Raw genomic sequence first — 11,788 nt, 5'->3', positions numbered from 1 at the left:
CGCCCGGACCCGCCGCCTGCTCGACCGCGCGGAACCCCCGCCGCCGGGGACCTCCTGCTACGACTGGGCCGCCTACTCCCACCAGGAGGCCGAGGTCCTCGCCGCCGTGGGCGACCTGCCCGGCGCCGTCGCCGCGCTCACGGCCTCGCTCCGCTGCCGTCCGGCGGCCGAACGCCGGGCCCGGGCGGTGACCACGGTGCGGATGGCCGGGCTGCTGCTCTCGCAGGGACGGCTCGACCGGTCCTGCGCCGCCTGGCACGCGGTGCTCGACGACCACCCGCTGCTGGGCTCGGGCCGCGTGGACGCCGCCGTCCGGCGGCTGCGGGGCACGCTCGCCGGGCACGCCGCGTCACCGGCGGCGCGCTCCGTGCTGGCCAGGATCGACGCACCGGAAGCCGACGAGCGATGGCGCCACCCCTAGCCACCCGGGCCGGGTTCAGACGGACCCGGTGAGGGGGCCCAGCGGCACCTCGACGCGCTGGTCGTGCTTGTCGAGGAGCCAGCGGTCGACGTCCAGCAGCCACCAGCGGTCGACCCGGACGCTGTAGAAGCGGCGGGGCCCGGCGTCCCGGAACTCGGATTCGGGCAGCAGCCACTCGCCGCGTACGGCGGGGTCGGGGAAGTTCAGTTCGTAGTACAGCCGGTGGTGCTCGGCCACGTCCGGGCCGTCCGTCGCCCGGCAGGTCCCGGTGAACTGGGCGCCGTCCAGGCCGAGTCCGGGCAGACCGGTCAGGTAGAGCGAGCCCGCCACCCCGGGGCGGGCCTCGATGTCGCGGGAGTGCCGGGCGGCGCGCAGGGAGTAGTAGAGCAGCCTCAGAGGCCCGCCCGGAATGCGCAGCGGCACGAAGTTCACGGTCGCGGACCAGGGCGCGGAGCCGTCGGTGGTGGCCAGGGTCATGAAGCGGGCGTGCGAGAGCAGGTGCTCGCTGCGGCGGAGGAGTTCGTCGAGCCCGGTCACGACGGGCCTCCCGGCGGGAGGGTGCGGTCGAGTCCGAGCGGGACCGGGGGGTCGCTGAGCAGGGTGGCCTCCAACAGGGTCCACCAGCGGGCCTGTTCGGTGCGGCGCCGCTCCCAGGCGGGGTCGCGGCCGCGCTCGGCGACCTGGCGCCGGTAGCGGCCCCAGCCGGCCTCGTCGGCGAAACTGACGGTGTGCTCGATGACGTGCACGGGGGTGCCGACGGTGCGCACCGCCCACCGGGTGCGCAGCACGGTGTCGAGGCCGTCGTAGAACCAGGCCTCGCGGGCCCGGACCCAGTCCCAGAAGGCCGGCTGGTCGGCCTCGGCGGCCGGCGTGGGCTGGATCAGGTAGACCAGGTGCAGCACGGCGGGGCTCCTTCCACAGCGGGGCGGGGGCGGGGTCAGCCGGCCGGCGGCGGGTCGGCGGCGTCCGGGTCCCAGCCGCCCCACTCGGGCGCCAGGGCCCAGGGGCGGGCGGCGCAGCGGGTGGCCCAGAGCCGGGCGGTGCGGGCGTTGTGCCGCCGCGCCGTTCCCGGGTCGCAGAGGCGCCCGTGCCGGGGCAGCACGACGACGGCGAGCGGGGAGAGGACGGCGCCCTGTCTGATCTTGATCCGCCAGGCGGAGATCGCCAGGCGGTAGCGGCGGAAGCCGCAGGCGGCGGCGTAGTCGACGGGGGCCTGGTAGCAGAGCACGAAGTACTCGCCGTGCGGCTCGGCGGCGCGGTGGTCGAATCCGAAGTAGCGGGCGTAGAGGCGGTCGCCGTGGGGGTAGCAGACGTTCACGGCGACGGGGTGGCCGTCCCGGACGGCGAAGCAGGCGACGGCCCGGTCCAGCACCCCCGTCCTGGCCTGCGCCTCGAAGGAGCGGAGCATCCACCCGGGGTCGGCGGTGCCGCCGTACCGCGCGCGGGTCTGCGTCACCAGGGCGGCGGTCCGTCGCACCGCCTCCCGCCGGTCCAGGGGCCGCCACTCCACGGTGGTGTCGCCGCGCTCGCAGGCGCGCCGCTCGGCGCGGCGGCGGGTTCGGTCGGGCTGGCTCATCCGGGCCAACTGCTCGGCGTAACCGCCCACCGCGACGGCGAGGTTGGCGTCCGCGTCGTGCAGCAGCACGGTGGCGCGCGGCTGCCGCCGGGCGAGCTCGCGGGCGTCGTCCGCGGCCAGGTACGGCATGACGACGCCGTCGAGGCCGCGCTCGCGGGCCAGCCGGAGCGCCGTGCCGAGCAGGGTGTCCAGGGTGCGGGCGCGGGCCTCGCCGCGGGTGCAGACCAGTTCGTTGTAGGTGGAGCGCCGGGCTCCCAGCCACAGGTACGCCGAGGAACGCGCCTCCGTCACGTCGGGTAACAGCGTGGGCAGGTGGAAGAGCCCGGGGCCGTCGTTCTCGCCGGGCCAGACCGGCAGCGCGCCCAGCAGCCTCCCGCCGGAGGCGGCGGTGACCAGCGCGGTGTCGCCGTGGGCGAGTTCGAGCGCGTGCACCCAGGCGCCGCAGTTGTAGAAGTTGTCGGGGCCGACCAACCGGTCCCACGCGGCGGGGTCGACCTCGGCGAACGACGGCAGGACGTCCGCCTCGATCGTCCCGGGGCTCCGGTAGGCCTGCTGAAGGGTGGTCATGGCGCTGCCTCGGGGTCATCCGGTTCTGGTGCAGGTGATGAGCGCCGCGTGGGGGCGGGTGAGGTACGGGCGCCAGAAGTCCTCGCCGTGGCGGGCCAGCCCCTCCGCGGAGACCTGGAAGGCGGGCCAGCGGACCGAGGCGAATCCGGCCTCGCGCAGGGCCCGTTCCAGCGTGGCGCGGCTCCAGTAGCGCGCGGTGATCCGTTCGTCGTACCGGCCGAAGCACAGCTCCAGCGTCACGCGCGAGGCGTCGCGGCGCGGCTCGGCCTCCACCAGGCGCAGGCCGTAGCGTTCGTAGGAGGTGCGCTCCCCGTCGAAGTCCGGGTTCACGGGGAGGGTGACGAACCGGCCTCCCGGGCGCAGGGCCCGCGCGGCGAGCGCACAGAGCGTGACCAGTTCCGCGTAGTCCTCCGCGTACGGCAGCACGTACACGGCCACGGCGGCGTCGAAGGCGCCGTCGTCGATCCCGTCGGCCCGCTCGGTGTACTCGACGCCCAGCGGCTCGGCGCGCTCGGCCCGCCGGGCGAGGCCGAGCATGCCCTCGGAGATGTCGTGCCCGAGCACCCGCGCCGCCCCACGGCGCTTGAGCTCCCGGCTGTAGAGCCCCGTCCCGCACCCGATGTCCAGGACGCTCCCGCCGGCGACCGCACCCAGCTCGGCGAACACGCTGAACGACTCCAGGTACCGCCGCCACGGCAGGAGGAACATCTCCTCGTACATCGCACCGAGGGCGTCGAACTGGTCATCCGCGCTCATATCAGGAATTCTCCACCGATCCGCGGCCGCGCACGACCCGGGCCCGGCGGTGTCCGCGCCCGCTCCACCAGGGCGTCGGCGACCCCGGCCGTACCCCGCTCGGTATCGTGGCCACCGGGGCACAGGGGGCGCCTGGTCCGGACCCGCCGACCTGGTGGCTCGGGCCGAACGAACCGGAGGACACCTCGTGAGGATCAATCTGACCAGCGTCTTCGTCGACGACCAGGCGAACGCCCTGCGCTTCTACACGGAGGTGCTGGGATTCGTGAAGAAGCACGACGTCCCGCTCGGCGCGGACCGGTGGCTGACCGTCGTCTCGGCCGAGCAGCCCGACGGCACGGAACTGCTCCTGGAGCCCGACGGCCACCCCGCCGTCGGGCCCTACAAGCGGGCGCTGGTCGGCGACGGGATCCCCGCCGCCTCGTTCGCCGTGGACGACATGGCGGCCGAGTTCGAACGCCTGCGCGCACTCGGCGTGCGCTTCACCCAGGAGCCGGTGGAGATGGGGCCGGTCACCGTGGCGGTCCTCGACGACACCTGCGGCAACCTCATCCAGCTCACCCAGCAGCGCTGAGGACCCTGGTCACCGCTCGGGGGTCCGCGAAGCAGGCCGCGCCGGGTCCCGCGGAGGTTCCGCGCCCGGGTGCGGACCCCAGGCCTCAGCCGGCCAGGGCGTCGTGGAACTCCCGGGCGAGGGCCAGGAACTCGTCCGCCGAGTGGGCGGAGAGGTGCGGATCGAGCAGTGGCTCGGCGTCGAACTCCCGTATCGCGGCGGCGAAGTAGTCGGCGATCTGCTCGACCGTGCCGCGTCGCGGGACCTGCTCGACGGGTACGGGCGCGGCGGTGACCACCGGGTTGGCCCGCAGGACCAGCCGCAGGGCCCGCGGGTCCCGGCCGGCGGCGCGGGCGGCGTCGTGGAGCAGCCGTCGGATCCCGCGCAGCGCGGGCAGCGGCAGCGCGACGCCGAGCCAGCCGTCGGCGCGGCGTCCGACCCGCTCCAGCGCGGCCGGGCCGAACCCGCCGAGCAGGACGGGCGGGCGCGGCCGCTGGACCGGGAGGGTCAGCACCGTCGACGGCGGTACGGTCCACAGCGCGCCGGTGTGCCGGACGTCCTCGCCGCCCGCCCAGACCGCCTCCAGCACGTCCAGGGTCTCCTCCAGCCTGGCCGCCTTGCCCTCCCAGGGGACGCCGACCGCCTGGTACTCGTCCCTGGACCAGCCGAGCCCGATGCCGACGTCCAGCCGGCCGCCGCTGACCCGGTCGATGGTGGTCAGCGTGCGGGCGAGCAGCGCGGGCGGCTGCCAGAGGGCGTTGAGCGTGCTGGTGCCCAGCCGCGCCCGGCCGGTGGCGCCGGCGGCCACCGTCAGCAGGGTCAGCGGGTCGAGGAAGGCGCGGTACTCGGCCGGCGTCGTGCCGTCCCCGCCGGGGTAGCGGCTGCGCGGGTCGTTGGGGACCAGGAGGCGGTCGCCCGTCCAGAGGTGGTCGTAGCCGATCGCCTCCGCCCCGGCGGCGACCCGGGCGGTCAGGGCGGGATCGGCGAAGGCGCCGTACTGGGGGAGGGCGAGTCCGATGGGCATCCGTGTTCACGCCTTTCGTGGGGCTGCTTCGGGGGACGGCCACCACTGTGGCGCACGGTGCTCAACGGACGGTATGCGGCCGGTCAACGCCGGGGCACGGTGGCACCCCCCGCCGGGCCAGGACCCGGTGTGACGCTGGGCCGACCGGATGGCGGGCGGCCGGCCTTCGGTGTGCCGGGCGGGCGCGGGGCGGGGAGCGTGGTGGTGGGCGGGCTAGGTTCGGGGGCGTGACCGGCAATGACGCGGTCCTGGCGTTGATGGTCGTCACGGCGCTGGGCTTCGACTTCACCAACGGCTTCCACGACACCGGCAACGCGATGGCGACCTCGATCGTCACCGGGGCCCTGCCGCCGCGCGTCGCGGTCGCGGTCTCGGCGGTGCTGAACCTGGTCGGCGCGTTCCTGTCGACCGCCGTGGCGGCGACCATCGCCAACGGTCTGGTCTCCAGCGGGGACGTGACCCTGACCGTGGTCTGCGCCGGTCTGACCGGCAGCATCCTGTGGAACCTGGCCACCTGGTACCTCGGGATCCCCTCCAGTTCCTCGCACGCCCTGATCGGCGGGGTGATCGGGGCGACGATGGCGGCGGCCGGCTCCTCGGCCGTCAAGTGGCAGGGCCTGGTCTCCAAGGTGATCGTGCCGGCGGCGCTGTCCCCGTTCATCGCCGGCCTGGTGGCCGTGGTCGGCACCCTGCTGGTCGCCCGCATCACCCGGGACGTGCCCGCACGCCCGCGCGAGCGCGGGTTCCGGCTGGGCCAGATCGGCTCGGCCTCCATGGTCTCGCTCGCCCACGGCACCAACGACGCGCAGAAGACCATGGGCGTCATCACCCTCGCCCTGATCGCCAACGGCGACCTGCCGACCGGGGCGAAGGCGCCGGACTGGGTGATCGCCTCCTGCGCGCTGGCGATCGCGCTGGGCACCTACGCCGGCGGCTGGCGGGTGATCCGCGCCCTGGGCAAGGGCCTGGTGGAGATCGCCTCGCCCCAGGGGATGGCCGCCGAGTCGGCGTCGGCCGCCGTGATCCTCTGCTCCAGCGACTTCGGCTACTCGCTCTCCACCACGCACGTGGCCACCGGATCGATCCTGGGTTCGGGAGTCGGCTGGAAGGGCGCCGAGGTGCGCTGGCAGCTCGCCCGCCGGATGGTAACGGCCTGGCTGCTCACCCTTCCGGCCGCCGCGCTGGTCGGCGCGGTGGCGTACTGGACCGCGAACGGGATCGGCGGGACGGTCGGCGTCGTGGTGGTCTTCACCGCGCTGGTGCTGGCGTCGATCGCCTTCTTCGCCGCCTCCCGCCATCCGGCCGTCACCCCGGAGAACGTCAACGCCGCGTGGACCGGCTCGGTGACCCCGGAGTCCGCCGCGGCCAAGGCGAAGGGACCGGCCGAGAACGGGGTGGGACCGTGAACTCCTGGATCAACCTGGACGCGGTGTGGCGGATCGTCGTGGTGGGCCTGCTCACCGGCGCCGGACTGCCCGCACTGTTCGCCCTCGGCCTGCGCCTGCTCAACCCGCCCGGCGGCCCCGCCGACGGCCCGTCGACCGGACGGCCCACCCCCGGCCCGCTCGGCTACGCCCTGGCCGGGCTGCTCTTCGCGGTGGTGCTCGCGTCGATCGGCTGGGGCATCTCCGTCATCGTCGGCCACCGCTGAGACCGTCCGCCGTGGCACGGCCGGGCGGAGGCACCTCGGTCGTGGCCTCGCGCGGTCCTTCGAGGCGGCGGACGAGGTCCTCGTACTCGTCGGGCCGGCGCCTCGACGGCGTCCTGAGCAACGCCGCCGCCTTCCACCGACGGTGGGGGTGGTGGCCGACGCGGGGACGGCTACGGGCCTGGTGCCGTACGAAGCCCCGCGCCTGACCTCCGCCGGCACGGGCGCCGAAGGCTTGACGGCGGCCTCCCGGGGTGCCGCTCAGCGACCGTCCGCCGCGGGCCCGGTCCGCAGCCGGCCCCGGGCGGCCCGGCGTTCGAGCCGGCGCCGTTCCGCCGTCGCCCAGCGCTCGGCGCGGGCCGGGTCGAGGGGCGTGCCGTGGCCGACGTGCAGCCGGGTGGGCTTGAGGTCGAGCATCGCGCGGAGGCTCGCGAGGTTGGCGAGCGGGTCGTCGTGGAAGGGCGGGTTGGCGGGGCGGCCCCTGATCAGGCCCATGAAGGAGTTGGCGATCAGGTCGCCGGCCACCAGGTCGCCGTCCTCGGTGAGCACGGAGACGGAGCCGGCGGTGTGGCCGGGCGTGGGGATGATCCGACCCTCGACGCCGAAGTCCGCGAGGCCGACGTCCCCGGAGCCGGTCCCGCCCCGGAGCACGAGGTCGGGCTCGAACGGTTCGACCTGTTCGTGGAGCTTCGGGCTGCGGGCCATCAGCCGGCCCATCGGCCCGTTGGGCAGGTACGGTTCGCGCACCCGGCCGGTGCGGTAGGGGCCGAGGTCGGCGGCGTGCGCGGCGATCGGCGCGCCGGTGAGGCGGCGCAGTTCGGCGGCCGAGCCGAAGTGGTCCAGATGGCCGTGGGTGACCACGATCAGCCGGACGTCCCGCGGGTCGACCCCGTGGGTGGCGAGTTGTTCGGTGATGCGTCGGCCGCTGCCGGGCGTCCCGGCGTCGACGACGACCGGGTGGCGGCCGAGCAGCAGGTAGGCGTTGACGGCGTGCCGGCCCAGGACGGGGATCGGCACGACTCGGGTACGGGACGACAACGGGGGCGCTCCTTCGCGAACGGGGGTGGTGGCTTCAGCGGGCGGTGGCGTGCGGGCGGAACCGTCGGCGGTACTCGGCCGGGGTGGCGCCCAGGCGGCGGCGGAAGGCCCGGTGCAGGGTCTCCACCGACCCGAGTCCGCTGGCGGCCGCGATGTCGGGCAGGCCGCGCGCGGACTCCTCCAGGAGCCGGCGGGCCGCCTCCACCCGGACCGCCTCCAGGTAGTCGGCCGGGGTGCGGCCGGTGCGGTCGCGGAAGACCCGGGCGAAGTGGCGCACGCTCAGGTTCAGGCGGGCGGCCATCGCCTCGACCGGGATCCGCTCGGCGAGGTTCTCGTCGATCCAGCGGCGGAGCTCGTCGATGCGGTCGTCGGCGCTCGCCTGGAGCGAGAGCGGCACGCTGAACTGGGTCTGCCCGCCGGGGCGTTTGACGTACATGACCATGGCGCGGGCGGCGTCGAGGGCGACCGCCGGTCCGTGGTCCTCGGCCACCATGGCGAGCGCGAGGTCCAGGGCGGCGGTCACGCCCGCGCAGGTCCAGATCCGCCCGGAGCGGATGAAGATCGGCTCCGGGTCGACGTCGATGTCCGGGTGCCGCGCGGCCAGTTGGCCGGCGGTGAGCCAGTGGGTGGTGGCCGGCAGGCCGCTGAGCAGCCCGGCCTCGGCGAGCAGGTGGACGCCCGCGCACACGCCGCCGACGCGCCGTGCGGCCGGAGCGGCGGTGGCCAGGAAGGCGACCACCTCCCGGTCGATGACGGCCTGGTAGCGGCCGTCGGCGTGGTCCATGGCGCCGGCCACCAGAAGGGTGTCGACGCCCGTGCGGCCCACCTCGGTCAGCGAGCGGGCGGCGACCAGGCCGATCCCGGCGGCGGTGGGCAGCGGGCCGGCCTGGGCGGCGGCGATCTCGACCCGGTAGGCCGGCGCGTCGCCCCCCACCAGGCGGGAGGCGACGGAGAACACCTCCGCCGGGCCGGTCACCTCCAGCAACTCGACCCCGGGGAACGCGGCGATGACGATGGTGCGCGGTTCGGGCATGCCCCGATCCTTCCGCCGCCCGGGGCGTGTCCGCAATGACCGGGTTCTGTCACATCCGGCCATGAACCGGATGGCCCCAGGGTTGGCGCTACACCCCGTTCGGCGGCGGCTGCTGGACGAAGGGGAGGCAGAGGTTCGCGGTGGCCTCGGCGCCCCACCGCGTCGGCCGTCAGCGTCGCGTCGGCCGTCGCGGCGCCCCGGCCAGGGCGCCCGCGCCCGCCAGGAGCGCACCGGCGAGCAGGGCGGGCGCGGGGGACCAGGAGGCCGCCAGGACGCCGACCGCCGCGCCGGGGAACACGATCCGCTCGGCCGGACCGCTCCGGTGCGGTCGCAGGTGTACGGCCCAGACCGTGACCAGGAAGACGGCCGCCGGAACGGTCACGGCCGCCCCGACGGCGGCTGGCACGGCCCCGGGGTGACGCGTGACGTGGTCGGCGTACGTCGCCAGACCGGCGCCCTCGGCCGCCGCCGAGGCGAAGACCAGGTAGTGGCCGTACGCCCAGGGGAACCTCCGTCGGTGGTTCTGGTGCGTGGTCGCCAGCAGGGTGGACGCGGAGCGGGCGTAGTACAGCCACCACATGGCGAACGCCAGCAGCAGGCCGCCCGCCGCCAGCGCGTACAGCGGCCCGGTGCCGTGGTTCCGCTCGAAGGCGCCGCGTACGGCGAGGGTGGCGGCCGCGACGGACTCGCCGAGCACGATGAGGGTGAACGACTCGTAGCGCTCGGCGATGTGGCGCGGATGCCAGGGGGTCATCCCGGCGGACTGCGCCCACACCGGAACGGACAGCTCGGCCAGGACCATCAGCGCGATGCCCGGCAGCCGCGCCGCCTCCGGGGCGAGCAGCAGGGCCAGCCAGCCGAGCTGGCAGGCCGTCACCCCGGCGGCGAAGCGCAGCGTGGTCCTGCGGCGGGCGGGGTCGGACAGCGCGGCCCGCAGCCAGAGCGCGGCCAGCGCCGTCCGCAGCACGGTGTACCCGGCCGTGATGACGTGCAGGTCCCCGTCCTCGAAGGCGAGGCGCACCCCGGCGGCGAGGACGAGCGATCCGGAGATCTGCACGAGCACGGTCAGCCGGTACGGGACGTCGTCGGGGTCGTAGGCGGAGGCGAACCAGGTGAAGTTCATCCACGCCCACCAGACCGTGAAGAAGACCAGGGCGAAGCGCAGCACCCCCGAGGCGTAGTCGCCGGCGGTCAGCGCCCCGTGCAGGCTCGCGGACGCCTGGGCCACGGCGACGACGAAGCAGAGGTCGAGCAGGAGCTCCAGCGAGGTTGCGGTCCGGTGCGCCTCCCCGGGGTCGCGGCCCGTCATCGTCCGCCACCGTCCGGCGCCCGTCCGCGCGTTCGCGCTCATGCCTCTCCCAGCTTCGACCCGTCCATGAGCCCGTGCCAGGACGGTACGAATCGGAGCGCGCCCTGATTGGTCCCGAGGCGCACGACCGCTGTCGCGCCAGCGCCGCGCTTCGGCTTCGCGCAGGACCAGCGGGCCGCCCAGAGGGCTCCGGGGGTCGACCGATCGGACGCGACCCGTTCGTGGCGCTTTTTGACAGAGTGCGGCCACGGGGTCACGATCTGAGACAGCTGCCGCCGCGCGGAGGGCCGGCCTGCAGGGAGGCGTCACATGGTGTGGATCAACCGCCCCGCGGGGCTGGCGCGCCGGGCGTGGACGGTCAACCGGCCGCTGGCCGGCACGGCCGCCCTGATGGCCCTCGTGCTGGCCGTCGCCCTGGTGGGCCTGCTCACCGATTCCCGGTCGATCACGGGACAGCCCGCCTGGGCGAAGCCCGCCCGCTTCGCGCTGTCCATCAGCCTCTACACCCTCACCCTGCTCTGGCTGCTCACCTTCGTCCGCGGCCACGACCGCCTGGTGCGGGCCGTCTCCCGGGTGACCGCCGTCTCGCTGACCGTCGAGATGGCCTTGATCGCCGGCGCGGCGGCGAGCGGAACCACCAGCCACTTCAACTTCGCCACCCCGACCGCGACGGCGGTGTGGCTGACGATGGCCGCCTTCATCGTCGCCACCTGGGTGATGGCCCTGACCACCGTGGTCCTGCTGCTGCGCCAGCGGGTGGGGCCACCGGTGTTCGCGTGGGGCCTGCGCCTGGGCGCGGGCGTGTGCTGCCTGGGCATGGCCGTCGCGTTCCTGATGACGCTGCCCACCGCCCGGCAGCGCGCCGCCGTCGCGAACGGCCAGGGCCTGTCGATCGTCGGCGCGCACACCGTCGGGCCCGCCGACGGAGGCGCGGGACTTCCCGTCACCGACTGGAGCACGCTCGGGGGCGATCTGCGGATCCCCCACTTCCTCGGCCTGCACGCCCTCCAGGTCCTGCCGCTGATCGGCTTCCTCCTCGCCACCCTGCCGCGCCGGATCCCCGAGGGCCGGCGGGTGGCGCTGATGTGGATCGCCGCGCTGGCCTACCTGGGCCTGGTGCTCACCCTGACCTGGCAGGCGCTGCGCTCCCAGCCGGTCACCGCCCCCGACGCGGCGACCGTGGCCGTGCTGATGGCGCTCGGCGCCGTCACCGGCACGGCCGCCGCCCTGGTGGTCCGGCGCCCCGTCCGGTAGGCGCCCCGGCCCGGCCGCTCAGTCGTGCGGGACGACGGCGACCGGGCAGCCGATGTGGTGGACGGCGGCGTGGGCGGTCGGGCCCAGGTGGGTGCCGAGCGGCCAGTGCCGGGCGGGGCGGCCGACGATCACCAGCGCGGCGCCCGCCGACGCCTCGACCAGGGCGGCCGGGGGCGGGGCGTGCACCAGGACGGTCGTCGCCTCGACCGTGGGGTAGCGCTCCCGCCAGGCCGCCAGGAGGGTGTCCATGGCGTCCCGGTCGGCCGCCGACAGGTCCCCCGCGCTGCCGTCGACGGCGGGGGAGGCCATGTACTCGCTGCCGATCGGCGGCTCCCAGCCGTGGACGATCCGCAGCGCCGCCGCGCGCAGGGCGGCGGCCTCGAAGGCGAAGGCGAGCAGCGCGTCGCACGAGTGCTTCAGGTCGACGCCCACCACGACCTCCCGTCCCCGCGGAGCGGACGCGCCCTCCGTGACGGCGCCCTCCGCGACGGCGCCGTCCGTGACGGCGCGCACCAGGACGACCGGGCAGGCCGCCCGGCGCAGCACCTGGTGGCTCACCGAGCCGACCAGGAGGCCGTGCACGGTGCCCAGCCCCCGGGAGCCGAGCAC

The 11,788-nt window shown here is 75.5% G+C and carries 14 protein-coding genes; 5 read left to right on the top strand and 9 right to left on the bottom strand.

Annotated features, from left to right (window positions below; all coding sequences use genetic code 11):
* On the top strand, positions 1-421 hold a 421-nt coding region (locus tag ABD308_RS15935), incomplete at its 5' end, for an NsdA family TPR-like regulatory protein (protein ID WP_486327027.1).
* 15 nt (positions 422-436) lie between these two features.
* On the opposite strand, the gene ABD308_RS15930 is transcribed toward ABD308_RS15935, so the two are convergent.
* From ABD308_RS15930 to ABD308_RS15915, 4 genes are read right to left on the bottom strand one after another with little or no spacing between them, the layout of a single operon-like run.
* Positions 437-958 carry a pyridoxamine 5'-phosphate oxidase family protein gene (locus ABD308_RS15930; protein ID WP_344334049.1) on the bottom strand — a complete coding sequence of 174 codons (522 nt, stop codon included), beginning with the start codon at positions 956-958 and terminating at the stop codon, positions 437-439.
* Positions 955-1,323, bottom strand: a complete 369-nt coding sequence (locus tag ABD308_RS15925; protein ID WP_344334047.1) for a hypothetical protein — start codon at positions 1,321-1,323, stop codon at positions 955-957. The genes ABD308_RS15930 and ABD308_RS15925 overlap by 4 nt, the downstream gene beginning before the upstream one ends.
* 35 nt (positions 1,324-1,358) lie before the next feature.
* On the bottom strand, positions 1,359-2,564 hold the full coding sequence (locus ABD308_RS15920) for a GNAT family N-acetyltransferase (RefSeq protein ID WP_344334045.1): 1,206 nt from the start codon (positions 2,562-2,564) through the stop codon (positions 1,359-1,361).
* 15 nt (positions 2,565-2,579) lie between these two features.
* A complete protein-coding gene (locus ABD308_RS15915) occupies positions 2,580-3,320 on the bottom strand; it encodes a class I SAM-dependent methyltransferase (protein ID WP_344334044.1) in 741 nt (246 codons plus the stop codon).
* 187 nt (positions 3,321-3,507) lie between these two features.
* Here ABD308_RS15915 and ABD308_RS15910 point away from each other — a divergent pair, with 187 nt between their 5' ends.
* On the top strand, positions 3,508-3,894 hold the full coding sequence (locus ABD308_RS15910) for a VOC family protein (RefSeq protein WP_344334043.1): 387 nt from the start codon (positions 3,508-3,510) through the stop codon (positions 3,892-3,894).
* A gap of 85 nt (positions 3,895-3,979) precedes the next feature.
* On the opposite strand, the gene ABD308_RS15905 is transcribed toward ABD308_RS15910, so the two are convergent.
* A complete protein-coding gene (locus ABD308_RS15905; RefSeq protein ID WP_344334041.1) occupies positions 3,980-4,897 on the bottom strand; it encodes a TIGR03619 family F420-dependent LLM class oxidoreductase in 918 nt (305 codons plus the stop codon).
* A 227-nt stretch (positions 4,898-5,124) separates the two neighbouring features.
* On the opposite strand from ABD308_RS15905, the gene ABD308_RS15900 reads away from it, so the two are divergent.
* Both ABD308_RS15900 and ABD308_RS15895 read left to right on the top strand, forming a co-directional pair.
* Positions 5,125-6,303, top strand: coding sequence for an inorganic phosphate transporter (locus ABD308_RS15900; protein WP_425554777.1), 1,179 nt, complete (start codon positions 5,125-5,127; stop codon positions 6,301-6,303).
* Complete coding sequence (locus ABD308_RS15895) at positions 6,300-6,548, top strand: hypothetical protein (protein WP_344334039.1); 249 nt, start codon at positions 6,300-6,302, stop codon at positions 6,546-6,548. Before ABD308_RS15900 ends, ABD308_RS15895 begins: the two co-directional genes overlap by 4 nt.
* A 258-nt stretch (positions 6,549-6,806) precedes the next feature.
* Here ABD308_RS15895 and ABD308_RS15890 read toward each other — a convergent pair whose 3' ends face one another.
* From ABD308_RS15890 to ABD308_RS15880, 3 genes are all read right to left on the bottom strand, one after another.
* Positions 6,807-7,583, bottom strand: coding sequence for an MBL fold metallo-hydrolase (locus tag ABD308_RS15890; RefSeq protein ID WP_344334037.1), 777 nt, complete (start codon positions 7,581-7,583; stop codon positions 6,807-6,809).
* A 34-nt stretch (positions 7,584-7,617) separates the two neighbouring features.
* A complete protein-coding gene (locus ABD308_RS15885) occupies positions 7,618-8,616 on the bottom strand; it encodes a GlxA family transcriptional regulator (protein WP_344334036.1) in 999 nt (332 codons plus the stop codon).
* A gap of 169 nt (positions 8,617-8,785) precedes the next feature.
* Complete coding sequence (locus ABD308_RS15880) at positions 8,786-9,925, bottom strand: low temperature requirement protein A (RefSeq protein WP_344334034.1); 1,140 nt, start codon at positions 9,923-9,925, stop codon at positions 8,786-8,788.
* 309 nt (positions 9,926-10,234) lie between these two features.
* Here ABD308_RS15880 and ABD308_RS15875 point away from each other — a divergent pair, with 309 nt between their 5' ends.
* Positions 10,235-11,179: a hypothetical protein gene (locus ABD308_RS15875; protein WP_344334032.1), complete on the top strand. Its 945-nt coding sequence runs from the start codon at positions 10,235-10,237 to the stop codon at positions 11,177-11,179.
* 18 nt (positions 11,180-11,197) lie between these two features.
* Here the strand turns inward: ABD308_RS15875 and ABD308_RS15870 are convergent.
* Positions 11,198-11,788: universal stress protein (locus ABD308_RS15870; protein ID WP_344334030.1), on the bottom strand; the 591-nt coding region annotated here is incomplete at its 5' end.

It is taken from the genome of Kitasatospora putterlickiae (assembly GCF_039527695.1).
Lineage (GTDB): Bacteria > Actinomycetota > Actinomycetes > Streptomycetales > Streptomycetaceae > Kitasatospora > Kitasatospora putterlickiae.
The sequence above is the reverse complement of the archived record's forward strand: the minus strand, read 5'-3'. Positions and strand labels throughout refer to the sequence as shown.